The 22,366-nt window shown below is 65.0% G+C and carries 37 protein-coding genes; 35 read left to right on the forward strand and 2 right to left on the reverse strand.

The window, feature by feature from the left end; translation table 11 throughout:
- The 29 genes from CH339_RS21285 to CH339_RS21425 all read left to right on the forward strand — a co-directional run.
- The coding region (locus CH339_RS21285; RefSeq protein ID WP_497847418.1) for an EF-Tu C-terminal domain-related protein at nt 1-114 on the forward strand (114 nt) is incomplete at its 5' end.
- A 63-nt stretch (nt 115-177) separates the two neighbouring features.
- Entirely contained in the window at nt 178-486 is a 309-nt protein-coding gene (rpsJ, locus tag CH339_RS21290; RefSeq protein WP_111436425.1) for a 30S ribosomal protein S10, read from the forward strand.
- Between the two features lie 27 nt (nt 487-513).
- Nucleotides 514-1,254 carry a 50S ribosomal protein L3 gene (rplC, locus tag CH339_RS21295; protein ID WP_111436459.1) on the forward strand — a complete coding sequence of 247 codons (741 nt, stop codon included), beginning with the start codon at nt 514-516 and terminating at the stop codon, nt 1,252-1,254.
- Nucleotides 1,254-1,874: a 50S ribosomal protein L4 gene (gene rplD / locus CH339_RS21300; protein WP_111436426.1), complete on the forward strand. Its 621-nt coding sequence runs from the start codon at nt 1,254-1,256 to the stop codon at nt 1,872-1,874. The genes rplC and rplD overlap by 1 nt, the downstream gene beginning before the upstream one ends.
- Nucleotides 1,871-2,164, forward strand: a complete 294-nt coding sequence (locus tag CH339_RS21305) for a 50S ribosomal protein L23 (RefSeq protein WP_111436427.1) — start codon at nt 1,871-1,873, stop codon at nt 2,162-2,164. Before rplD ends, CH339_RS21305 begins: the two co-directional genes overlap by 4 nt.
- Before the next feature lie 13 nt (nt 2,165-2,177).
- Nucleotides 2,178-3,011: a 50S ribosomal protein L2 gene (gene rplB / locus CH339_RS21310; RefSeq protein WP_111436428.1), complete on the forward strand. Its 834-nt coding sequence runs from the start codon at nt 2,178-2,180 to the stop codon at nt 3,009-3,011.
- Between the two features lie 14 nt (nt 3,012-3,025).
- On the forward strand, nt 3,026-3,304 hold the full coding sequence (rpsS, locus tag CH339_RS21315) for a 30S ribosomal protein S19 (protein WP_111436429.1): 279 nt from the start codon (nt 3,026-3,028) through the stop codon (nt 3,302-3,304).
- Nucleotides 3,305-3,306: 2 nt separating this feature from the next.
- A complete protein-coding gene (rplV, locus tag CH339_RS21320; RefSeq protein ID WP_111436430.1) occupies nt 3,307-3,687 on the forward strand; it encodes a 50S ribosomal protein L22 in 381 nt (126 codons plus the stop codon).
- On the forward strand, nt 3,687-4,412 hold the full coding sequence (rpsC, locus tag CH339_RS21325) for a 30S ribosomal protein S3 (RefSeq protein WP_111436431.1): 726 nt from the start codon (nt 3,687-3,689) through the stop codon (nt 4,410-4,412). Before rplV ends, rpsC begins: the two co-directional genes overlap by 1 nt.
- 43 nt (nt 4,413-4,455) lie before the next feature.
- Nucleotides 4,456-4,869 (forward strand): 50S ribosomal protein L16, encoded by a 414-nt coding sequence (gene rplP, locus CH339_RS21330; protein WP_111436432.1) that lies wholly within the window; start codon nt 4,456-4,458, stop codon nt 4,867-4,869.
- A 28-nt stretch (nt 4,870-4,897) separates the two neighbouring features.
- Entirely contained in the window at nt 4,898-5,098 is a 201-nt protein-coding gene (gene rpmC, locus CH339_RS21335) for a 50S ribosomal protein L29 (RefSeq protein WP_111436433.1), read from the forward strand.
- Nucleotides 5,099-5,110: 12 nt separating this feature from the next.
- The gene (rpsQ, locus tag CH339_RS21340) at nt 5,111-5,359 is read left to right on the forward strand and encodes a 30S ribosomal protein S17 (RefSeq protein WP_111436434.1); all 249 of its coding nucleotides are present in this window, start codon (nt 5,111-5,113) and stop codon (nt 5,357-5,359) included.
- Between the two features lie 64 nt (nt 5,360-5,423).
- Nucleotides 5,424-5,792 carry a 50S ribosomal protein L14 gene (gene rplN, locus CH339_RS21345; protein ID WP_111436435.1) on the forward strand — a complete coding sequence of 123 codons (369 nt, stop codon included), beginning with the start codon at nt 5,424-5,426 and terminating at the stop codon, nt 5,790-5,792.
- Complete coding sequence (gene rplX / locus CH339_RS21350) at nt 5,792-6,109, forward strand: 50S ribosomal protein L24 (protein WP_111436436.1); 318 nt, start codon at nt 5,792-5,794, stop codon at nt 6,107-6,109. The genes rplN and rplX overlap by 1 nt, the downstream gene beginning before the upstream one ends.
- Nucleotides 6,102-6,659, forward strand: a complete 558-nt coding sequence (rplE, locus tag CH339_RS21355; RefSeq protein ID WP_111436437.1) for a 50S ribosomal protein L5 — start codon at nt 6,102-6,104, stop codon at nt 6,657-6,659. The genes rplX and rplE overlap by 8 nt, the downstream gene beginning before the upstream one ends.
- A gap of 30 nt (nt 6,660-6,689) precedes the next feature.
- Complete coding sequence (gene rpsN, locus CH339_RS21360) at nt 6,690-6,995, forward strand: 30S ribosomal protein S14 (RefSeq protein WP_111436438.1); 306 nt, start codon at nt 6,690-6,692, stop codon at nt 6,993-6,995.
- A 13-nt stretch (nt 6,996-7,008) separates the two neighbouring features.
- Nucleotides 7,009-7,407 carry a 30S ribosomal protein S8 gene (gene rpsH / locus CH339_RS21365; protein ID WP_111436439.1) on the forward strand — a complete coding sequence of 133 codons (399 nt, stop codon included), beginning with the start codon at nt 7,009-7,011 and terminating at the stop codon, nt 7,405-7,407.
- A gap of 47 nt (nt 7,408-7,454) precedes the next feature.
- Nucleotides 7,455-7,991, forward strand: coding sequence for a 50S ribosomal protein L6 (rplF, locus tag CH339_RS21370; protein WP_111436440.1), 537 nt, complete (start codon nt 7,455-7,457; stop codon nt 7,989-7,991).
- An 11-nt stretch (nt 7,992-8,002) separates the two neighbouring features.
- A complete protein-coding gene (gene rplR / locus CH339_RS21375; protein ID WP_111436441.1) occupies nt 8,003-8,359 on the forward strand; it encodes a 50S ribosomal protein L18 in 357 nt (118 codons plus the stop codon).
- A 40-nt stretch (nt 8,360-8,399) separates the two neighbouring features.
- Complete coding sequence (gene rpsE / locus CH339_RS21380; protein WP_111436442.1) at nt 8,400-8,948, forward strand: 30S ribosomal protein S5; 549 nt, start codon at nt 8,400-8,402, stop codon at nt 8,946-8,948.
- Between the two features lie 41 nt (nt 8,949-8,989).
- The gene (gene rpmD / locus CH339_RS21385) at nt 8,990-9,184 is read left to right on the forward strand and encodes a 50S ribosomal protein L30 (protein WP_111436443.1); all 195 of its coding nucleotides are present in this window, start codon (nt 8,990-8,992) and stop codon (nt 9,182-9,184) included.
- 19 nt (nt 9,185-9,203) lie between these two features.
- Nucleotides 9,204-9,698, forward strand: coding sequence for a 50S ribosomal protein L15 (gene rplO / locus CH339_RS21390; protein WP_111436444.1), 495 nt, complete (start codon nt 9,204-9,206; stop codon nt 9,696-9,698).
- Nucleotides 9,699-9,889: 191 nt separating this feature from the next.
- A complete protein-coding gene (gene secY / locus CH339_RS21395) occupies nt 9,890-11,221 on the forward strand; it encodes a preprotein translocase subunit SecY (RefSeq protein WP_111436445.1) in 1,332 nt (443 codons plus the stop codon).
- On the forward strand, nt 11,218-11,793 hold the full coding sequence (locus tag CH339_RS21400; protein WP_111436446.1) for an adenylate kinase: 576 nt from the start codon (nt 11,218-11,220) through the stop codon (nt 11,791-11,793). Before secY ends, CH339_RS21400 begins: the two co-directional genes overlap by 4 nt.
- 203 nt (nt 11,794-11,996) lie before the next feature.
- Entirely contained in the window at nt 11,997-12,365 is a 369-nt protein-coding gene (rpsM, locus tag CH339_RS21405) for a 30S ribosomal protein S13 (RefSeq protein WP_111436447.1), read from the forward strand.
- Between the two features lie 101 nt (nt 12,366-12,466).
- Nucleotides 12,467-12,856, forward strand: a complete 390-nt coding sequence (gene rpsK, locus CH339_RS21410; RefSeq protein ID WP_111436448.1) for a 30S ribosomal protein S11 — start codon at nt 12,467-12,469, stop codon at nt 12,854-12,856.
- A 110-nt stretch (nt 12,857-12,966) separates the two neighbouring features.
- Nucleotides 12,967-13,995: a DNA-directed RNA polymerase subunit alpha gene (locus tag CH339_RS21415; RefSeq protein ID WP_111436449.1), complete on the forward strand. Its 1,029-nt coding sequence runs from the start codon at nt 12,967-12,969 to the stop codon at nt 13,993-13,995.
- Between the two features lie 56 nt (nt 13,996-14,051).
- A complete protein-coding gene (gene rplQ / locus CH339_RS21420; protein WP_111436450.1) occupies nt 14,052-14,486 on the forward strand; it encodes a 50S ribosomal protein L17 in 435 nt (144 codons plus the stop codon).
- A gap of 127 nt (nt 14,487-14,613) precedes the next feature.
- Complete coding sequence (locus CH339_RS21425) at nt 14,614-15,393, forward strand: PhzF family phenazine biosynthesis protein (RefSeq protein WP_111436451.1); 780 nt, start codon at nt 14,614-14,616, stop codon at nt 15,391-15,393.
- Nucleotides 15,394-15,469: 76 nt separating this feature from the next.
- On the opposite strand, the gene CH339_RS21430 is transcribed toward CH339_RS21425, so the two are convergent.
- Nucleotides 15,470-15,901 (reverse strand): hypothetical protein, encoded by a 432-nt coding sequence (locus CH339_RS21430; RefSeq protein WP_146610274.1) that lies wholly within the window; start codon nt 15,899-15,901, stop codon nt 15,470-15,472.
- A gap of 88 nt (nt 15,902-15,989) precedes the next feature.
- Nucleotides 15,990-17,198: a type III PLP-dependent enzyme domain-containing protein gene (locus CH339_RS21435; RefSeq protein ID WP_170138613.1), complete on the reverse strand. Its 1,209-nt coding sequence runs from the start codon at nt 17,196-17,198 to the stop codon at nt 15,990-15,992.
- Nucleotides 17,199-17,381: 183 nt separating this feature from the next.
- On the opposite strand from CH339_RS21435, the gene CH339_RS21440 reads away from it, so the two are divergent.
- The 6 genes from CH339_RS21440 to CH339_RS21465 all read left to right on the forward strand — a co-directional run bounded on the left by CH339_RS21440 (nt 17,382) and on the right by CH339_RS21465 (nt 22,291).
- Entirely contained in the window at nt 17,382-17,813 is a 432-nt protein-coding gene (locus CH339_RS21440) for an Lrp/AsnC family transcriptional regulator (protein WP_111436454.1), read from the forward strand.
- Nucleotides 17,814-17,900: 87 nt separating this feature from the next.
- Nucleotides 17,901-19,337: a DegQ family serine endoprotease gene (locus tag CH339_RS21445; protein ID WP_111436455.1), complete on the forward strand. Its 1,437-nt coding sequence runs from the start codon at nt 17,901-17,903 to the stop codon at nt 19,335-19,337.
- 12 nt (nt 19,338-19,349) lie between these two features.
- On the forward strand, nt 19,350-20,654 hold the full coding sequence (locus CH339_RS21450; RefSeq protein WP_111436456.1) for a replication-associated recombination protein A: 1,305 nt from the start codon (nt 19,350-19,352) through the stop codon (nt 20,652-20,654).
- A gap of 88 nt (nt 20,655-20,742) precedes the next feature.
- On the forward strand, nt 20,743-20,967 hold the full coding sequence (locus tag CH339_RS21455) for an RND transporter (protein WP_111436457.1): 225 nt from the start codon (nt 20,743-20,745) through the stop codon (nt 20,965-20,967).
- 633 nt (nt 20,968-21,600) lie between these two features.
- Nucleotides 21,601-21,981, forward strand: a complete 381-nt coding sequence (crcB, locus tag CH339_RS21460) for a fluoride efflux transporter CrcB (RefSeq protein ID WP_111436460.1) — start codon at nt 21,601-21,603, stop codon at nt 21,979-21,981.
- A 121-nt stretch (nt 21,982-22,102) separates the two neighbouring features.
- Nucleotides 22,103-22,291, forward strand: coding sequence for a hypothetical protein (locus CH339_RS21465; RefSeq protein ID WP_111436458.1), 189 nt, complete (start codon nt 22,103-22,105; stop codon nt 22,289-22,291).
- The last annotated feature ends 75 nt before the right edge of the window (nt 22,292-22,366 follow it).

Consider the following 22,366-nt stretch of genomic DNA (forward strand, 5'->3'; position numbering starts at 1 on the left):
ACGATGGACGTGACGCTGATCGTGCCGATCGCGATGGAAGAAAAGCTGCGCTTCGCCATCCGCGAGGGCGGCCGCACCGTCGGTGCCGGCGTCGTCGCGCAGATCATCGAATAGCAGGAAACCACGGATGCGGCGGGGCGCTTACCCGCTCCGCCCGCATCTTTCAAGGACTCGGTCATGAACGGTCAAAATATCCGTATCCGCCTGAAGGCGTTCGATCACCGTATCCTGGATACGTCGACGAAGGAAATCGTGTCGACGGCCAAGCGGACGGGTGCCCAGGTTCGCGGTCCGGTGCCGCTGCCGACGCGGATCGAAAAATTCACCGTGAACCGTTCGCCGCACATCGACAAGAAGTCGCGCGAGCAGTTTGAAATCCGGACCCACAAGCGGCTTTTGGACATCATCGATCCGACGCCGCAGACGGTGGACGCCTTGATGAAGCTCGACCTGGCAGCCGGTGTCGATGTCGAGATCAAGCTCTAGGCCGGACAAACGCGGGGAAGCATGAAAATGCGCTCAGGAGTGATTGCACAAAAGGTCGGAATGACCCGGATCTACCTGGATTCCGGGGAGAACGTTCCCGTGACCGTGCTGAAACTTCAGAATTGTCAGGTCGTTGCCCATCGCAGCGACGACAAGGACGGATACACCGCCGTGCAGCTCGGCTCCGGTCAGGCCAAGGCCAAGAATACGCCGCGCGCCATGCGTGGGCATTTCGCGGTCGCCAAGGTCGAGCCGAAACGCCGGCTTGCGGAGTTCCGGGTGTCGCCGGACAACCTGATCGATGTCGGCGCGGAGCTGACGGCCGATCATTTCGTCGCCGGCCAGTTCGTCGACGTCACCGGCACCTCGATCGGCAAGGGCTTTGCCGGCGCCATGAAGCGCCACAACTTCGGCGGCCTTCGCGCCTCGCACGGCGTGTCGATCTCGCACCGTTCGCACGGTTCGACCGGCCACTGCCAGGACCCCGGCAAGGTGTTCAAGGGCAAGAAGATGGCCGGCCAGCTCGGTAACGAGCGGGTGACGACGCAGAACCTGAAGGTCGTCAAGACCGACGTGGAACGCGGCCTGATCATGGTCAAGGGCGCCGTGCCGGGTTCCAAGGGCACCTGGATCCTGGTTCGCGACGCGCTGAAGAAGTCGCTTCCGGAAGACGTGCCGACGCCCGGCAAGTTCCGGTTGCCGGAAGGTGCCGGCGCTCCGGCCGCGGCCGAGGCCGAGGCGGTCGAGACCGCCGGGGAGACTGCGTGATGGATATTGAAGTAAAGACGCTCGACGGCGCATCGGCGGGATCGCTGACGCTTTCCGACGAGGTGTTCGGTCTGGAGCCGCGCGGCGACATCCTGCAGCGCGTCGTGCGCTGGCAGCTTGCCAAGCGCCAGGCCGGAACCCACAAGACCAAGGGTCGCGCCGAAATTGCCCGCACCGGCAAGAAGTTCGGCCGGCAAAAGGGCGGCGGCGGAGCCCGTCACGGCAGCCGCCGGGCGCCGATCTTCGTCGGTGGCGGCAGGGCGCACGGACCGGTGGTCCGCAGCCACGCCCACGACCTGCCGAAGAAGGTGCGCGCCCTCGGCCTGAGGCTGGCGCTGTCGGAAAAGGCGCGGGCCGAGAGCCTGATCGTCGTCGACGACGTCAAGCTCGATGCGGCCAAGACCAAGGCACTGCGCGAAAAGCTCGGCAGCCTCGGCCTGACCAGCGCGCTGGTCATCGACGGCGCGGAGCTCAATGAGGGCTTTGCGATGGCCGCCCGCAACATTCCGCAGCTCGACGTGCTGCCGGTCGCCGGCGCCAACGTCTACGACATCCTGCGGCGCGACAAACTGGTACTGACGAAGGCGGCCGTGGCCGCTCTCGAGGAGCGGTTCAAATGACGGACCTCAAGCATTACGACGTCATCGTGAGCCCGGTCATCACCGAGAAGTCGACCTATGCCTCGGAGGCCAACAAGGTCGTCTTCAACGTGGCCAAGACCGCGACCAAGCCCCAGATCAAGGCCGCCGTGGAGGCGCTGTTCGGGGTCAAGGTCTCCGGTGTGAACACGCTCGTCCGCAAGGGCAAGGTGAAGCGGTTCCGCGGTCATCCGGGCCGGCAATCTGACGTCAAGAAGGCGGTGGTCACCCTCGTGGAAGGCCATTCCATCGACGTGACGACGGGTCTGTGAGGCGGATAGAACAATGGCACTGAAAACATTCAAACCGACGACGCCGGGTCAGCGGCAACTCGTCATCGTCGACCGCTCCAAGCTCTACAAGGGCAAGCCGGTCAAGACGCTGACCGAGGGTCTGACCAAGGCGGGCGGGCGCAACAATGCCGGCCGCAACACGGCACCGCGCAAGGGCGGCGGCCACAAGCGGACCTATCGCATCGTCGATTTCAAGCGGCTCAAGTTCGACGTCCCGGCGACGGTGGAACGGCTCGAATACGATCCCAACCGGTCGGCCTTCATCGCGCTGATCCGCTATGAGGACGACGAGCTCGCCTACATCCTGGCGCCGCAGCGGCTTACCGTGAGCGACAAGGTGATCTCGGGCAAGAACGTCGACGTCAAGCCGGGCAATGCCATGCCGCTGTCGTCGATCCCGGTCGGCACCATCATCCACAATGTGGAGATGAAGCCGGGCAAGGGCGGACAGATTGCACGCGCCGCCGGCACCTATGCGCAGATCGTCGGCCGCGACCAGGGCTATGCCACGGTGCGCCTCAATTCCGGCGAACAGCGCCGGATCTTCGGGGCGTGCATGGCGACCGTCGGAGCGGTGTCCAACCAGGACAACGCCAACACCAATCTCGGCAAGGCCGGCCGGTCACGCTGGCTCGGCATCCGGCCGAAGGTTCGCGGCGTCGCCATGAACCCGGTCGACCATCCGCATGGCGGCGGCGAGGGCCGCACCTCCGGCGGCCGTCATCCGGTGACGCCGTGGGGCAAGCCGACCAAGGGCAAGCGCACGCGTTCGAACAAGGCGACCGACAAGTTTATCGTGCGCAGCCGTCACGCGCGCAAGAAGTAAGAGAGGCTGGAAAAGTGGCTCGTTCCGTTTGGAAAGGTCCGTTCATCGACGGATATCTGCTGAAGAAAGCCGAAAAGGCGGCCTCCTCCGGCCGCAAAGAGGTGATCAAGATCTGGAGCCGTCGGTCGACCATCCTGCCGCAGTTCGTCGGCCTGACCTTCGGTGTCTACAACGGCCAGAAGCACATTCCGGTGCTGGTCTCGGAAGACATGGTCGGCCACAAATTCGGCGAGTTCGCACCGACGCGGACCTATTACGGCCATGCCGCCGACAAGAAGGCCAAGAGGAGATAACGATGGGCAAGCCGAAGCGCTCCCGGTCCCTGGGCGACAACGAGGCCAAGGCCATCAACCGGATGCTGCGGGTCAGCCCGCAGAAGTTGAACCTTGTCGCCAGCATGATCCGCGGCAAGAAGGTCGATGCGGCGCTCGCGGACCTGACGTTCTCGCGCAAGCGCATCGCCAACGACGTGCGCAAGACGCTGGAATCGGCGATTGCGAACGCGGAAAACAACCACCAGCTCGACGTCGACTCGCTCGTCGTGGCGGAAGCCTTCGTCGGCAAGAGCCTGGTGATGAAACGCTGGAAGCCGCGGGCGCGCGGTCGGGTGGGACGGATCCAAAAGCCGTTCTCGAACCTGACGATCGTCGTGCGCGAAGTCGAGGAGACGGCCTGATGGGTCAGAAAGTCAATCCGGTCGGGCTTCGGCTGGGCATCAACCGCACCTGGGATTCCCGGTGGTACGCCAACAAGGGCGAGTACGGCTCGCTGCTCCATGAGGACATGGAGATCCGGCGCTACCTGATGGAGCGTCTGAAACAGGCGGCGGTCTCCAAGATCGTCATCGAGCGTCCGCACAAGAAGTGCCGGATCACGATCCACTCGGCGCGGCCGGGCATCGTCATCGGCAAGAAGGGTGCGGACATCGAGAAGCTGCGCCGCAAGCTGGCCGAGATGACCAAGTCGGAAGTCCACCTGAACATCGTCGAGGTCCGCAAGCCGGAGATCGACGCGACGCTGGTGGCCGCTTCCATCGCCCAGCAGCTCGAGCGCCGCGTGGCGTTCCGCCGGGCCATGAAGCGGGCCGTCCAGTCGGCCATGCGGCTTGGCGCCGAGGGTATCCGCATCAACTGCGGGGGGCGTCTCGGCGGTGCGGAAATCGCCCGTATGGAATGGTACCGCGAGGGCCGTGTGCCGCTGCACACGCTGCGCGCGGACATCGACTACGGCACGGCGACGGCGCGGACCGCCTATGGCTGCTGCGGCGTCAAGGTGTGGATCTTCAAGGGCGAGATCCTGGAGCACGATCCGATGGCTTCCGAGCGTCGGTCGAGCGAGAGCCAGGAAAGTGGCGGCGGCGGTGACCGCGGTGGCCGTGGCCGCCGGGACCGGGCTGCGTAACGACAAACGCCTGTTGGTGAACGAATAGAATAAGAGCGAGACCATGCTCCAACCGAAGCGCACGAAATTCCGCAAGCAGCACAAGGGCCGCATCCATGGCAACGCCAAGGGTGGCACCGATCTGAATTTCGGTTCCTACGGCCTGAAGGCGCTGGAGCCGGAGCGGATCACCGCCCGCCAGATCGAGGCGGCGCGGCGGGCCATCACCCGCCACATGAAGCGCGCGGGCCGTGTCTGGATCCGCATCTTCCCGGATGTGCCGGTGTCGAAGAAGCCGACCGAAGTGCGCATGGGTAAGGGCAAGGGCTCGCCGGAATTCTGGGCCGCCCGGGTCAAGCCGGGTCGGATCGTTTTCGAAATCGACGGCGTCGCCGAGCCGATCGCGCGCGAGGCGCTGCGGCTCGGTGCCGCGAAGCTGCCGATCCGCACGCGGTTCGTGCAGCGCATCGCCGAATAGCGGCGCGACAGGAACAAGGGTTACGGCCATGAAGGCAAGTGACGTCAGAACGATGACCGTCGACCAGCTCACCGACGAGCTGGGCAAGCTGAAGAAGGAGCAGTTCAACCTGCGCTTCCAGCGGGCGACGGGTCAGTTGGAGAACACGGCGCGCGTGCGGCAGATCCGCCGCGACGTGGCCAGGATCGAGACCATCATGCGCGAGAAGCGCACTGCGGAAAGCGCATAACGGAGAACCTTCATGCCGAAACGGCTGCTTCATGGCGTCGTGGTGAGCGACAAGAGCGACAAGACGGTCGTGGTCCGCGTCGAGCGGCGCTTCACGCACCCCTTGTTCAAGAAAACCGTGCGCCGCACGAAGAACTACAAGGCGCACGACGAGAACAATGCTTACAAGGTCGGCGACCTGGTCGCGATCGAGGAAAGCCGGCCGATCTCGCGGTCGAAGTCTTGGGTTGTGGTCAAGGCCGAAGTGGCCGGCGACCAATAATAATGGAATGGAGCGCCGGGACCGATGAGCGGCCGGTGCGCAGAGAGTTACGAGGCGGGCAGTCATGATTCAGATGCAGACCAATCTCGACGTGGCTGACAATTCCGGCGCGCGCCGTGTCATGTGCATCAAGGTGCTTGGCGGCTCCAAGCGCAAATATGCGGGCGTCGGCGACATCATCGTTGTCAGCGTCAAGGAAGCCAGCCCGCGCGGTCGCGTGAAGAAGGGCCAGGTCATGAAGGCCGTGGTCGTGCGCACCGCCAAGGACATCCGTCGTCCGGACGGCAGCGTCATCCGCTTCGATCGCAACGCGGCGGTGCTGGTCGACAACAAGAAAGAGCCGGTCGGTACCCGTATTTTCGGCCCGGTGCCGCGCGAACTGAGAGCGAAGCAGCATATGAAGATCATCTCGCTCGCACCGGAGGTGCTGTGATGTCTTTGAAAATCAAGAAGGGCGACCGCGTGGTCGTCCTCGCCGGGCGCGACAAGGGTCGCATCGGCGAAGTGATCCGCATGATGCCGAAGGACAACCGCGCCGTGGTGCGCGGGATCAACGTCGCCAAGCGCCACCAGCGCCAGACGGCGACCCAGGAAGCCGGCATCATTTCCAAGGAAATGCCTATCCACCTGTCCAACATCGCGATTGCCGATCCCAAGGACGACAAGCCGACGCGGATCGGGACCAAGGTCCTCGACGATGGCCGGAAGGTGCGGTTCGCCAAGCGTTCGGGAGATTTGATCGATGGCTGAAGCCACTTACGTGCCGCGGCTGAAGACCCATTACGCCGACGTCGTGCGCACCAAGATGCTGGAAGAGTTCGGGTACAAGAACCCGATGCAGATCCCGGCGCTGGAAAAGGTCGTGCTGAACATCGGTGTCGGCGAGGCCGTGGGCGATTCCAAGAAGGTCAAGTCGGCGGCTGCCGACCTGGCGCTGATTGCCGGCCAGAAGCCGGTGATCACCCGGGCCCGCAAGTCCATCGCCACGTTCAAGCTGCGCGAGGGCATGGAGATCGGCTGCAAGGTGACGCTGCGCAAGGCGCGGATGTTCGAGTTCATCGACCGTCTGGTGACGATCGCGCTGCCGCGTGTGCGGGACTTCCGCGGCCTCAACCCGAAGAGCTTCGACGGGCAGGGCAACTATGCGCTCGGCATCAAGGAGCACATCGTGTTCCCGGAGATCAATTACGACCAGGTCGATCAGATCTGGGGCATGGACATCGTCGTCTGCACGACTGCTACGACAGATGACGAAGCGCGCGCGCTGCTGCGCGAGTTCAATTTCCCGTTCCGGACGTGATCGGGCAACGGTTTTCGACGAGGCGAAGGTATGGCGAAGAAAAGCGCGATCGAGAAGAACAAGCGGCGGCGGAAGCTCGTCGCCCAATACGCGGACAAGCGCGAGGCCCTGAAGGCTGCGTCCAAGGATGAATCGCTGACGCTGGAAGAGCGATTCCAGGCGCAGCTCAAGCTTGCGGAATTGCCGCGGAATTCTTCCAAGACGCGCATTCGCAATCGCTGTGAAGTGACCGGCCGGCCGCGAGGCTACTACCGCAAGCTCAAGATGTCGCGCGTTGCGCTTCGTGAGCTCGGGTCGCTGGGCCTGGTGCCCGGCATGGTCAAGTCGAGTTGGTAAGGAGAACGCATCCATGTCGATGAGCGACCCCCTGGGCGATATGCTGACCCGTATCCGGAACGCGCAGATGCGCGGCCGGTCGACGGTCTCCACGCCCGCTTCGACGTTGCGCAAGCGCGTTCTCGACGTGCTGGAGTCGGAAGGGTTCATCCGCGGTTACACCTCGGTGGACTTCGACGGCGGCAAGTCCGAAATCGAGATCTCGCTGAAGTATTTCGACGGTCAGCCGGTGATCCAGGAGATCGAGCGCGTCTCGACCCCTGGCCGGCGCGTCTACACCTCGGTGAAGACGATCCCGCGGGTCCACAACGGCCTCGGCGTGTCGATCCTGTCGACGCCGATGGGCGTGATGGCCGATCACGAAGCCCGCGACAGGAATGTCGGCGGTGAGGTGCTCTGCCGCGTCTTCTAGGGCGCAAGGGCAGGGCAGCAGAACAACAATGAGCACGGATTGGTGAAATGTCCCGGATAGGCAAATTAGCGGTGCCGGTTCCGAGCGGGGTCTCGGCGGATATCGACGGTCAGACCGTGTCGGTGAAAGGTCCGAAGGGCACCTTGTCCTTTACCGTCAACGATGCGTGCAAGGTCGAAAAGACCGATGACGGCATCAAGATCTCGCCGGTCGACGCCGACGACAAGAAGGCCCGGTCGATGTGGGGCATGTCGCGGACCATGGTGTCCAATATCGTCGTCGGCGTGTCGGAAGGCTTCGAGAAGAAGCTGCAGATCAACGGCGTCGGCTACCGCGCCCAGGTGCAGGGCCAGAACCTGCAGCTCGCGCTCGGCTTCAGCCACGACGTGATCTACCCGATCCCGGACGGGATCGACATCAAGTGCCCGAAGCCGACGGAGGTCACGATTTCCGGCATCGACCGCCAGCAGGTCGGTCAGGTTGCCGCGGAAATCCGCGAGTACCGGCCGCCGGAGCCCTATAAGGGCAAAGGCGTCAAATATGCGGACGAATTCATCGTCCGCAAAGAAGGCAAGAAGAAGTAGGCGCGAGATCGATGGCTCACAACACTTTCAACAAGCGTCGCATCCGGGTGCGCCGGCAGGTCAGGAAAGCGGCCAACGGGCGTCCGCGCCTCAGCGTCTTCCGGTCCGGTCGGCATATCTACGCCCAGGTGATCGACGACGGCAACGGCCGCACGCTGGCGGCCGCCTCGTCGCTGGAAAAGACCATGCGCGAGACACTGAAGAACGGCGGCGACAAGGGCGCTGCGGAGGCCGTCGGCAAGCTGATTGCCGAGCGGGCGACCGAGGCCGGCGTCAAGCAGGTCATCTTCGATCGCGGCGGCTACATCTATCATGGCCGCGTCAAGGCGCTGGCCGACGCGGCGCGCGAGAGCGGCCTGGATTTCTGATCGTCCCTTTTCGGGTCGCAACGGATAACGGAAGAACGGTATGGCAAGACAGGACATGCGCGAGCAGGACCGCGACAGCGAGTTCGTCGACAAGCTCGTCCACATCAACCGCGTTGCCAAGGTGGTCAAGGGCGGCCGTCGGTTCGGCTTTGCGGCGCTGGTCGTCGTCGGCGACCAGAAGGGCCGGGTCGGCTTCGGCCACGGCAAGGCGCGTGAGGTGCCCGAGGCGATCCGCAAGGCGACGGAAGCTGCCAAGCGCGGCATGATCCGTGTGCCGCTGCGCGAGGGCCGGACGCTGCACCACGACGTCGAAGGCCGTCACGGCGCCGGCAAGGTCGTGCTGCGCGCTGCGCCTCCGGGCACCGGCATCATCGCCGGCGGTCCGATGCGCGCCGTGTTCGAGACGCTCGGCATGCAGGACGTTGTCGCCAAGTCGCTCGGCACGTCGAACCCGTACAACATGGTTCGCGCGACGTTCGAGGCGCTGAAGCGGGAAGACAGCCCGCGTTCGGTTGCCGCCCGTCGCGGTCTCAAAGTTTCGGCGCTGCAGGCCCGTCGGCGCGATATCGTCGACGTCACCGAGGGTTGATTTCCCTTCTGCGCGTCACCAGTTGATCCGGGAGCGATCTGATGGCCACTACTGAAAAAACGATCACGGTCGAGCAAATCGGCAGTCCGATCCGGCGCCCGAAAGAGCAGCGGGCGACGCTTGTCGGTCTCGGCCTCAACAAGATGCACCGCCGCCGCACGTTGAAGGACACGCCCGAAGTGCGCGGCATGATCCGTAGCGTGCAGCATTTGGTTCGCGTCGTCGAAGAAGACTAAGGCGCACCGGGAGACGACGATGAAGCTCAACGAAATCAAAGATAACGACGGCGCGGCCAAGACCGCCAAGCGCGTCGGCCGGGGCATCGGTTCCGGCAAGGGCAAGACCGGCGGACGGGGCGTCAAGGGCCAGAAGTCCCGCGAAGGCGTTGCCATCAAGGGGTTCGAAGGTGGCCAGATGCCGCTGCACCGGCGCCTGCCGAAGCGCGGCTTCAACAACATCTTCGCCAAGTCCTACAACGTCACCAGCCTCGGCCGGGTGCAGCAGGCGATCGACGCCGGCAAGCTCGACAAGAAGGAGACGGTGACGGTCGAGGCGCTGGTTGCGGCCGGTGTCGTGCGGCGCGCGAAGGACGGCGTGCGGCTGCTCGCCGACGGCGAACTGAAGGACAAGGTGACGTTCGAGATCGCCGGTGCCTCCAAGGCCGCCATTGCCGCGGTCGAGAAGGCCGGCGGCAAGGTCACGGTGATTGTGCCGGAGACCTCCAAGGACGCAGCCAAGGACGCGGAGTGATCCGGGTGCGCCGCACCCCGGACGCGGGCGTCGGCGCAGTCCTTTCAAGGTCTTTGAGCCTTTCCGCCGGGTTCCGTGGCCGGCGTCGCGCAGGCGGCACCGGTTCGGCAAGGGGCCGGGCGGCAAAAATGACACAGAAAACGGTGGGGGCGATCGCAGGATCGCCGCTGCCGTTTTAGGCGGAGACGGGTATGGCATCGGCCGCAGAACAACTCGCAGCAAACATCAATTTCTCCGCGTTCTCCAAGGCGGAAGAACTGAAGAAGCGCATCTGGTTCACACTGGGTGCGCTGATCGTTTATCGGCTGGGCACCTACGTCCCGCTGCCGGGCATCAACCCGGACGAGCTTGCGCGGGCGTTCCAGGCCAACCAGTCCGGCATCCTCGGCATGTTCAACATGTTCGCGGGCGGCGCCGTCGGTCGCATGGCGATCTTCGCCCTCGGCATCATGCCGTACATCTCGGCCTCGATCATCATCCAGCTCATGACGAGCGTCGTGCCGTCGCTGGAGCAGCTCAAGAAAGAGGGCGAGTCGGGCCGTAAGAAGATCAACCAGTATACCCGCTACGGCACGGTGATCCTGGCGACGTTCCAGGCCTACGGCATTGCCGTCGGCCTTGAAGGCGCCGGCAGCATCGTCATGGATCCGGGCATCTTCTTCCGCTTCTCCACCGTTGTGACGCTGGTCGGCGGCACCATGTTCCTGATGTGGCTGGGCGAGCAGATCACCGCGCGCGGTGTCGGCAACGGCATCTCGCTGATCATCTTCGCCGGCATCGTCGCCGAACTGCCCTCGGCCATCGTCGGCACCCTGGAACTCGGCCGGCAGGGCGCCCTGTCGACGCCGATCATCCTCGCCATCCTGGTGCTGTCAGTGGCCGTGATCGCGATCATCGTGTTCATCGAGCGGGCCCAGCGCCGGCTTCTGATCCAGTATCCGAAGCGCCAGGTCGGCAACAAGATGATGGAGGGCCAGTCCTCGCATCTGCCGCTGAAGCTCAACACGTCGGGCGTCATTCCGCCGATCTTTGCCTCCTCGCTGCTGCTGATTCCGGCGACGGTGGCGAACTTCTCGTCGCAGAACGGGCCGGAATGGCTGATCACGGTGACCTCGCTGCTCGGCCGCGGCGCGCCGCTGTTCATGATTATCTACGCCAGCCTGATCGTGTTTTTCGCCTTCTTCTACACCGCGATCGTGTTCGATCCGGCCGATACGGCGGACAATCTGAAAAAGCACGGCGGCTTTATCCCCGGCATCCGGCCGGGCGAGCGCACCGCCCAGTACATCGACTATGTTCTGACCCGCATCACCGTCATCGGTGCGATCTATCTGGTTGCAGTCTGCCTGTTACCCGAATTTCTGATATCGGCGACCGGCGTTCCCTTCTATTTTGGCGGCACGTCGTTGCTGATCGTGGTCAGCGTGACGATGGATACCGTATCGCAGATCCAGGGGCATCTGCTGGCCCATCAGTATGAAGGGCTCGTCAAAAAAGCGAAGTTGAGGGGGCGTCGTCGATGAGGTTGATTTTCCTTGGGCCACCGGGCAGCGGCAAGGGAACCCAGGCAAAGCGTATCGTGGAAAGCCGCGGCATCGTGCAGTTGTCGACCGGAGACATGCTGCGGGCCGCGGTCAAGGCCGAGACGGAAGTGGGCCTGAAGGCCAAGGAGATCATGGACCGGGGCGACCTGGTGCCGGACGAGGTGGTGGTCGGCATCATCGCGGAGCGCATCGAGGCGGCGGACTGCGCCAACGGCTTCATGCTCGATGGCTTTCCGCGCACCATCGCCCAGGCCGAGGCGTTCGATCGGGTGATGGCGGAAAAGGGGCTCGGCCTCGACGCGGTCATCCTGCTGGACGTCGACGACGCAATCCTGCTGGAGCGCATCGAGAAGCGCGCCCGGGAGACCGGCGGCGAACGCGCCGACGACAATGCGGAGACCCTGAAGAAGCGGCTGACGGTCTATCACGACCAGACCAAGCCGCTGATCGGCTACTACCGCGACAAGAACATGCTGCAAACCATCGACGGCACCCAGACCGTCGATCAGGTCGGCGCCGAGATCGACGCGATCCTCGACGCGGCAGCCTGACGGAGACGTGAAGGTTTTTCGCGGGGTGCCGGTTGACGGACCCTTGCGGAATCGCTAAAAGCCGCACCAATTCGCGACACTGTGAGCGATCGGTGCTGGGAGCCCATAAAGGGACCCGAGGGCCGATCCTGTTGTGCTTGGTTCGCGGTGCCCAGAGCATTGACGACCGCCGGAGGGCGGCCGTTCCACAAGGAGAAAAAAGCGTGGCCCGTATTGCTGGCGTCAACATTCCGACCAACAAGCGCACCGTGATTGCGCTGCAGTACATTCACGGCATCGGCCCGAAGAAGGCCCAGGACATCATCGAGGCCGTCAACATCGCGCCGGAACGCCGCGTCAACGAGCTGTCGGACGCGGAAGTCATCCAGATGCGCGAGATCATCGACCGCGACTATATCGTGGAAGGCGACCTGCGCCGCGAGGTGGCGATGAACATCAAGCGGCTGATGGACCTCGGCTGCTACCGCGGCCTGCGCCATCGCCGCGGCCTGCCGGTGCGCGGCCAGCGGACCCACACCAATGCGCGCACGCGCAAGGGTCCGGCCAAGCCGATTGCCGGCAAGAAGAAGTAACCAACATTACGTTTTCGACAGGGCGGTGCCTTTCCGGCGCCGTCTTTCGATTTACGGTGGAGCCGCCGGCGCTACGGCGGTGCTGAGATCGGAGAATAGCAATGGCAAAAGACGCAACGCGGATTCGCCGCCGCGAACGCAAGAACATCACGTCGGGCGTGGCCCACGTGAATTCGACCTTCAACAACACCATGATCACCATCACCGATGCCCAGGGCAACGCCATTTCCTGGTCGTCCGCCGGGTCGATGGGGTTCAAGGGGTCGCGGAAGTCGACCCCCTACGCGGCGCAGCTTGCCGCGGAGACGGCCGCCAAGAAGGCGATGGAGCACGGCATGCGCACGCTCGAAGTCGAGGTGCGCGGTCCCGGTTCCGGCCGCGAGTCGGCATTGCGCGCACTGCAGTCCGCGGGCTTCACCGTGACGTCGATCCGCGACGTCACGCCGATCCCGCACAATGGCTGCCGGCCGCGCAAGCGCCGTCGCGTCTGATCGCCGTATCCGGCAAGGGACCCCGAGCGGCGCGGGTCCGCCGGCGACAGGCCGGCATTTCGACTGATATGTGGCGCATCGACGGATGCCGCCGGAAAAACTGAAAGGGTATGGTCGTGGTCATCCAGAAAAACTGGCAGGAATTGATCAAGCCCACCAAGCTGGACATCAAGTCCGGACATGAGGCCAACCGTCTCGGCACCGTGGTTGCGGAGCCGCTGGAGCGCGGCTTCGGCCTGACGCTCGGCAATGCGCTGCGGCGGGTGCTGCTGTCGTCGCTGCAGGGTGCGGCGGTGACGGCGGTGCAGATCGACGGCGTGCTGCACGAGTTCTCCTCGATTGCCGGCGTTCGCGAGGATGTCACCGACATCGTCCTCAACGTCAAGGAAATCGCCGTCAAGATGGAAGGCGAGGGGCCCAAGCGCATGGTCGTGCGCAAGCAGGGTCCGGGCGTCGTCGTCGCCGGCGACATCCAGGTCGTGGGCGACGTGGAAATCCTCAATCCGGATCACGTGCTGTGCACCCTCGACGAGGGCGCCGAGATCCGCATGGAGTTCACCGTCGATACCGGCAAGGGCTATGTCGCGGCCGACCGCAACCGTCCGGAAGACGCGCCGATCGGCCTGATCCCGGTCGATTCGCTCTATTCGCCGGTCAAGAAGGTCTCCTACAAGGTCGAGAACACCCGTGAGGGCCAGGTCCTCGACTACGATAAGCTGACGCTGTCGGTCGAGACCGACGGTTCCGTGTCGCCGGAAGATTCGGTCGCCTATGCCGCGCGCATCCTGCAGGACCAGCTGTCCATCTTCGTGAACTTCGAGGAGCCGGACAAGGAGGTCAAGGAAGAGCAGGTTCCGGAGCTGGCCTTCAATCCGGCGCTGCTGAAGAAGGTCGACGAGCTGGAGCTCTCGGTGCGGTCCGCAAACTGCCTGAAGAACGACAACATCGTCTATATCGGCGATCTCATCCAGAAGACCGAGGCGGAGATGCTGCGGACGCCGAATTTCGGCCGCAAGTCGCTCAACGAGATCAAGGAAGTGCTGGCGCAGATGGGCCTGCATCTCGGCATGGAGGTCACCAACTGGCCGCCGGAGAACATCGAAGAGCTCGCCAAGCGCTACGAAGACCACCACTATTGATCGGACTGGACCGTAACGGTCGTCCGCACGGGTAAAAACAAGAAAGGGACAGGGCCATGCGCCATCGCACTCGGGGCCGCAAGCTCAACCGCACGCCGAGCCATCGCAAGGCGATGTTCGCCAACATGTCTGCCTCGCTGATCAAGCATGAGCAGATCGTCACCACGCTGCCGAAGGCCAAGGATCTTCGGCCGATCGTCGAAAAGCTGGTGACGCTGGCCAAGAAGGGCGGTCTTGCCGCCCGGCGCCAGGCGGCATCGGAACTGCGCGACGAGGCGATGGCCAAGAAGCTGTTCGAGGTCATCGGGCCGCGCTACCAGGACCGCAATGGCGGCTACACCCGCGTCCTGAAGGCCGGGTTCCGCTATGGCGACAACGCGCCGCTCGCCGTCATCGAGTTCGTCGACCGCGATCCGGCCGCCAAGGGCACCGATTCCGGGCCGACCGCGGACGTCGACGAGATGGCCGAGGCCGAGGGCGCCGCGGCGTAACGCCGGGCTGCCTCAGGGCCGCCAAGGGACAGAATCGAAAAGGCGCCGTCCGGGGCTTCCGGGCGGCGCTTTTCCATGTCCGGGCCTGAGTGCGGGGCGCGGTCCGTGACAACGGGAGGAGTGACGGATGGAGATGTTCCAGGTGGATGCCTTCACCGACAGGGTGTTCGGCGGCAATCCGGCGGCTGTCCTGATCCTCGATCGCTGGCTGTCCGATGCGGTCCTGCAGGCGATCGCGGGCGAGAACAATCTCGCCGAGACGGCCTTTGCCTGCCGTGGCAAGGACGGCTGGCACCTCAGGTGGTTCACGCCGACCGTCGAGGTCGACTTCTGCGGCCATGCGACCCTTGCGACGGCGCATGTGCTGGCGCGCGAGCACGGCGTTGCGGGCGAGATGCGGTTTGCGACCAGGGTGGGGGAGCTGCGCGTCACGGCGACCGAAGATGGCTACGCCCTCGACGTGCCGCTGCTGGCGCCGGAGCCGCTGGAGCGGCTGCCGGAGGAGGTGGCCCACCTCGTGCCGGCTGGTGCCATCCTCTTTCGCAATTTCGAGAATTTCTTTGCCGAGCTGGCCGATGAGGATGCCGTGACAGGGTTTTCGCCCGATTTGTCGGCCATCGCCAAACTCGGACCGGTCGGCCTCGTCGTCACGGCGACAGGCACCACAACGGATTTCGTCTCGCGCTATTTCGCGCCGGGGGCGGGCATCCCGGAAGACCCGGTGACGGGCTCGACCCACGCAACCCTCGCGCCCTACTGGGCGACGAGGCTCGGCAAGGCGCGGATGACGGCGCGGCAGGCATCGGCCCGCGGCGGGTCTCTCACCTGCGAGATCGCTGGCGAGCGGGTCCGGCTCTACGGCCAGGCGGTCACCTTCATGAAAGCGGACATCCGGCTGCCGGACTGACCAGGTTCCCTATCTCGCGCCGAGGATCCGGTCCACCGTCGCCGTCTCGATGTGGGCGGACCCTTCCGGCAGCGTATCAGTCGAACGTCCTGCCGTTCCAACGCATCGGCACCATGCGCTGCTCGGTCAGGGAATAGAAGCTGATCCTCGGCCGACTGCCGCGGCCGATTCTGATGCCGCCGGTCAGGAGTTCGGTCTTGTGAACCAGCAGGGCACCCTCGCGGACATAGATGTGGACGGAGCAGGCGCTCGCGCCGCAATAGCCGCTTCTTGACCATTCGGCCCGGCATTCGATGCCGTCGTGATTGATGATGAGGTCCTTGTGGCCATCGCCGGTCAGGTCACGCTCGATGACGCCTTCCGGGCGAATGCGGCCGGGCCTGCCGTCGCACGCCACCCGGATCTGTTGCTTGATGAGATAGTTGGCGGCCTTGGAATAGGCACTTGCCGGTGTTGCAAGGGCGAGGGGAGCGAGCAGCAGGACAACCGTGGCAAGGCGGCGGGGCATGGCGGTCTCCGTCACATCCGGGGCCGCCAGCTTAGAACGTCGCGATATCGCCGACAACTATCGAGAGTTGTGTCGCCAGGCTATTGCCTCAGCGTGCCCCAAGAATCCTTTCCACCGTCGCCGTCTCAATGCGGCCGTAGCCGTTGAAGCTGGTGATGGTGGCGGAGCTGTAGGCGCCCATCATGCCGAATTCGATGCGGTCGCCGGGACGGATGTCCTCGGGCAGGGGAACCGGCTTCGGCAGCACGTCGAGGGGATCGCAGGTCGGGCCGTAAACGCGCACGGGCGCTGCCGGGCCGGTCAGGATATGCGGGCCGCGGCGGACCAGGACCGGCGGCTCGATGGGGATCTGGGATAGCTCCATCAGGCTGCCGTAGATGCCGTCATTGAGGAAGACGTCGCCGTTTGCGCGCCGGTGCTTGACCTCGGCGAGAAGCGACATGGTCGGGGCGCAAAGCGCGCGGCCGGGCTCGGCGACCAGCCGCGTCTTGTCGGGGTCGAAGGTGCGGGCAAAGGCATCGCCGATGTCGCGGAAATAGCGGTCCAGCTCCGGTGCATCGCCGCCGCGATAGCGGGCCGGAAAGCCGCCGCCCACATTGAGGCTCGTCGGCGCAACGCCAGCTTCGCGAGCGACACCGGCGGCATCGAAGACGAGGGCGACGAAGGCGGCCGGGTCGCCGCACTGGGAGCCGGGGTGGAAGGTGAGGCCGGTCCTGAAGCCGCGCCGGTCGATCTCGGAAAGCAACGGGGCGGCATCCTCAGGCTCGGCGCCGAATTTGGACCGAAAATCGTGCAGCGCCATGTTGCGGGCCGGGCGAATCCGCACCGACACCTCGATTTTCGCGGGATCATCGACATGGGCGGCGAGCCGTTCGAACCCCTCCCGGTCGTCGACGACGAAATGGCGGACGGCGTAGCGTTTCAGCGCGACGTCGGTCTCGTGGTCGGAGCGGATCGGGTTGTTGTAGTGGAGGACGGCCGTCGGCAGCACGCCCCGCACCAGCTCCATCTCCACCGTCGAGGCGACGTCGAACGCGGTAATGCCCTCGGCCGCGAAGGCGCGGACAAGCTCCGGCGTCGGGTTGGATTTGACGGCATAGGTCGTCAGCCCCGGAAAGCCGCTCTGAAAGGCCCGGGCGGAAGCTCGGGCGCGCGCCGGGCTGAAGCAGAGCGTCGGATGCTCCGGTGCGCGCGCGGCGATCAGCGCGGCGACATCGGGAAAGACATTCGGGTAACGGCTGCGCGCACTCTCTGCACGCGTGGCGTCGAACGCCACGACCTCGGCCTTGCGATCCATACCAACCCCTCGTTTTTTCATGGGCAACGGCGCTGCCGGTCCTGGGTGCGGGGCGCCGCCGCGAACGATTCTCAGGATCGCTGAGCCCGGTGCCGAAAAAAAGCCGACATTTTTTGCGGATGTGCCGGAAGCTTGATAGTTTCGCCGACATATTCGGCGATATGACGAAACGGGGTGCGGGATATGGCTGCCGAAGGTCGCGACGAGGAACTGATCGGGCTGTTGCGCCTCAATGCGCGCGAGTCGGTCGCCGGGCTTGCCCGCAAGCTCGGCCTGTCCCGCTCCACGGTACAGGACCGGCTCAGGCGCCTGGAGGAAAGCGGCGTCATTGCCGGCTACGAGGTGCGGCTTGCCGCCGGCGAGCGGCCGGGGGTCAGGGCGATCGTGCTCCTTGAGATCGACCAGCGCCATGCCGGCGGCATCGCCAATGCGCTGAAGGGCACGCCGGAAATCGAGACCGTCTACAGCGTCAGCGGCCGCTACGATCTCGCCGTCATCGCGGCTGCCCAGACCACCGATCACCTCGACAAGGTGCTCGACCGCGTCCTCGCCGTAGACGGCGTAAAAAAATCGGAATCGGCCGTGATATTGTCGACCAAGCTCGATCGGCGTTAAACCGGGTCGCGAAAGGGCAGGGCCGAGTCCCTGCCGAGGCGGCGGCCCGGCCGTCCTGTTTTGAACGTTCATTGGAGAGATGTTGAGATGCGGGTGACCCGGCGTTTCGGATCGACAGTTCTTGCCGCGCTCATTGTTGCCGGCGGCCTCGGCGCGGCGGGTATCGCCACGGCCGAGGAGCGGGTGGTGCCGGCGGACATGACAGAGGTGCGGCTGTCCTTTGCGCCGATCGTGAAGAAGGTGGCGCCGGCCGTCGTCAACGTTTATGCACGCAAAGTCGTGCGCCAGCAGCGGCGGATGACGCCGTTCCTCGACGATCCGTTCTTCCGCCATTTCTTCGGCGACCGGGAGAACGGCCAGCCGCGCACCCGCATGCAGCGCTCGCTCGGCTCGGGCGTCGTCATCTCCGACGACGGCATCATCCTCACCAACAACCATGTCATCCGCGGCGCGGAGGAGGTCCGGGTCGCCTTCAACGACAAGCGCCAGTTCGACTGCGACGTCATCCTCGACGACGACAAGACCGACCTTGCCGTCCTGAAGATCCGCGATCCCAAGGGCGAGAAGTTCCCGTCGGTGGCGATCGGCGACTCCGACGGGCTTGAGGTGGGCGACATTGTGCTGGCCATCGGCAATCCGTTCGGCGTCGGCCAGACGGTGACGCAGGGCATTGTCTCGGCGCTTGCCCGCACCCGGGTCGGCGTGTCCGACTACCAGTTCTTCATCCAGACCGATGCGGCGATCAATCCGGGCAATTCCGGCGGCGCCCTGATCGACATGCGCGGCAATCTCGTCGGCATCAACACGGCGATCTATTCGCGCTCCGGCGGCTCCAACGGCATCGGCTTTGCCATTCCCTCCAACATGGCGCGGCTCGTTGCCGAATCCGCGCGCCAGGGGGGCGATAGCGTCAAGCGGCCCTGGCTCGGCGCCTCGTTGCAGCAGGTCACGTCCGACATCGCCGAAAGCCTCGGCCTCGACCGGCCCGAGGGCGTGCTGGTCGTCGGCGTCATAAGCGGCGGGCCGGCGGAAGCGGCGGGCCTCAAGGTCGGCGATCTCATCGTCACGGTCGACGGCGCTGTCGTCGACAGCCCGAACAGCTTCGGCTACCGGTTCGTCACCAAGGGGATTTCCGGCACCGCCAAGCTCGGCATCGTGCGGGCCGGGCGCGAAATGGTCGCCGAGGTGGCGTTGGCGCCGGCGCCGGAGACCGTGCCCCGCGACGAGCGGGCGATCGAGGGCTATTCGCCCTTTGCCGGCATTACCGTTGCCAACCTGTCGCCCGCCGTTGCCGAGGAACTGGACCTCAAGGGCCTGACGGAGGGTGTCGTCATCGTTGCGGTCGACCGGCGCTCGCCGGCGGCCAGCGTCGGGCTCCTGCCGGGCGACGTCATCGTCGACGTCAATGGCGACCGCATCGGCACGACGCGGCAGCTTGAGGGCATTGCGGAGTCCGATCCGCGCACCTGGCGCATCGTCATCAGCCGCAACGGCCAGCTCATCCGCATGGCGTTCCGGGGATAATCCGAGGCTCAATTGTCCGATCTCTTTGCCGCCGCCGGCCTTGAAAACGATGCGCCGCGCCCGCTTGCCGACCGCCTGCGGCCGAAGCGCCTTGCCGAAGTCGTCGGCCAGGATCACCTGGTCGGCCCGGACGGCACGCTCACCCGGATGCTTTCGAAGCGGGGCGTCGGCTCGCTCGTCTTCTGGGGCCCGCCCGGCACCGGCAAGACCACCGTGGCGCGGCTTCTCGCCGACGAGACGGACCTTCATTTCGAGCAGGTCTCGGCGATCTTTTCCGGCGTTGCGGACCTCAAAAAACTCTTTGCCGAGGCGCGCGGCCGGCGCACCAGCGGGCGAGGAACGCTCCTCTTCGTCGACGAGATCCACCGCTTCAACAAGGCCCAGCAGGATGCCTTCCTGCCGGTTATGGAGGACGGCACGGTCACGCTGGTTGGCGCGACGACGGAAAATCCCTCCTTCGAGCTCAATGCGGCGCTCTTGTCCCGCGCCCAGGTGCTGGTCTTCAAGCCGCTGGGCGATGCGGCGCTGGAGCGGTTGCTGGAGCGGGCCGAGGAGGTCACCGGCGAGCAACTGCCGCTCGACGAGGACGCCCGGCTTGCGATCGTCGGCATGGCCGACGGCGACGGGCGGGCCGTCCTGACGCTCGCCGAGGACGTCTGGCGGGCGGCGGGCGAGGGCGAGGTCTTCGACCGGGAAGGCCTCGTTGAGGTCGTCCAGCGCCGGGCGCCGATCTACGACAAGGGCGATGACGGCCACTACAACCTCATCTCCGCGCTCCACAAGTCGATGCGCGGCTCCGACCCGGACGCAACGCTCTACTATCTCGCCCGCATGCTGGTCGCCGGCGAGAATCCGATGTTCCTTGCCCGGCGGATCATGCGCGCGGCCGTGGAGGACGTCGGCATGGCCGACCCGCAGGCGCTGGTCATCGCCAACGCCGCCAAAGACGCCTTCGACTTCATCGGCACGCCGGAGGGCGAACTGGCGCTCGCCGAGGCCGCCGTCTATGTGGCGACGGCGCCGAAGTCGAACGCCCTCTACAAGGCCTATGGGGCGGCCGCGCGGCTTGCCCGCGAGACCGGTTCGCCGGCGCCGCCGAAGATCATCCTCAACGCACCGACCAGGCTGATGCGGGAGGAGGGCTATGGCGAGGGCTACGAATACGACCACGACGCGCCCGACGCCTTTTCCGGCCAGGACTATTTCCCGCCGGAGATCGGCCGCAAGACCTTCTACGGGCCGGTCGACCGCGGCTTCGAGCGCGAGGTGAGGAAACGGCTCGACTACTGGGCACGGCTGAGGACCGAGCGCGGGTAGGCCATCCGTCCGCATTGCCCCCGGGTTGCGCGGCGAGGTCGAAATCTATATTCGAGTTTTCTTATATTCTCTTGCCGGAGACCGGCCCATGCACTGGCTCGATCACATCTCCCTGCCGACGGTGCTTTTCATTGCGCTTCTGCTCGGCTTCGCGCCGTTCTATCCCGAGCCGCATATCGTCGAAAAAGTCCGCATGCTGGTGCAAGGGCAGTTGCGCCGGCCGATCGATATCTTCGACCTCTTCTGGCACACATGGCCGTTCGTGCTGCTCATCCTGAAGCTCGTGCGCATGAAGCAGGTCGGGGCGTTCTAGGTTTTTTCGCTCGCGCCAGGCTCGCTGTCGCTCACGGCTCCGCGGGGGCGGCGCATGGGCGCCGGCGCGCGTTCGCGCTTGCGAGCCCGTTGGCCTCGTTTTTTTGCTCACGCCAGGCTCGCTATCGCTCGCGGCTCCGTGGGGGCGGCGCATGGGCGCCGGCGGGCGGTCGCCCTTGCGAGCCCTGCGGGATCGATGGAGCCTCCCTCACACTCTGTCGTCACCCCGGGCGGAGCGCAGCGGAGACCCGGGGCCTATTGCCCGTCTCGTCACGGTATGCCGTTCGCGATCCGCGAGGCCGTTTCTGGATTGCTTCGCTGCGCTCGCAATGACGGTTTTCTCTATCATTTCAGTGTCATCGCGAGGAGGCCGCAAGGCCGACGCGGCGATCCAGAAAACGCTCGCTACAGGCTGTGGCGTTGAGAAGTGATGCAGATCCCGCCCCTCTGCTCCGCTGCGGCCGGGATGACGCCGCGTTTTTTGTGCGGGCCGGAGCGCAACAACGGCAGCGGTCAGGAAGCGGGTGCCGATCGCCTCTTTCCGCGCATGATTGCTGACCGGCTGCCCTTTCGCAAATCCGCCATGCGGCCAAAGCGCTTGCGGTATCGGGATCCGCGCGCTAGCAAGCGTCCCATGAAGCACATTCTCCTCGTCTTTCTCGGCGGCGGCACCGGTGCGGCGCTGCGCCATCTCGTCAACATGGCCTCGCTGAAGCTCGCCGGTCCCGGCTTTCCCTTCGGTACGCTGACCGTCAACATCGTCGGCTCGCTGATGATGGGCATCTTCGTGGAACTGCTGGCGCTGAAGTTTTCCGCCAACACGGATTTGAGGCTTTTGATCGCGACCGGCTTTCTCGGCGGCTTCACCACCTTTTCCGCCTTTTCGCTCGATGCCGCGGTGATGATGGAGAGGGGCGCCATGGCGACGGCCGGCTTCTACGTGGTGCTGTCCGTCTTTGCCTCCATCGCCGGCCTCTTCATCGGCATGATGGCGGTGCGGATGGCGCTCGGCTGAGCGAACGCGGCGATATCGCACTCGACATTGGTTTCGGGTTATGTGTCCCTGTCGTCGTGGCGTCACGGGGCCCATGGTCCCTTAACGCCGCCAAAAACAGTCATTTTCTGGAGGATTTGATATGCATCTGAGCGCACCGACCTGGCCGGTCTTCCTGATTTCGCTGATCCTGGCCGTACTGGTCGTCCTGGTGAAATACGCCATCGTCGTCGTTCCCGTTGTCGGCCCAATCGTTGCCGGCCACACCTTCGAGGTGCTCGGCATTGCCTACATCCTGCTCTTCCTCGGCGTCATTCTGAGGAGGTTCTGAGGGATTTTTTGCGATCGGCATGGCGGCGAGAGGCCGGCATGCCTATCTGACGATCGGGCGGCGGCCAAACGGGCC

This window comes from Rhodobium orientis (assembly GCF_003258835.1).
GTDB lineage: Bacteria > Pseudomonadota > Alphaproteobacteria > Rhizobiales > Rhodobiaceae > Rhodobium > Rhodobium orientis.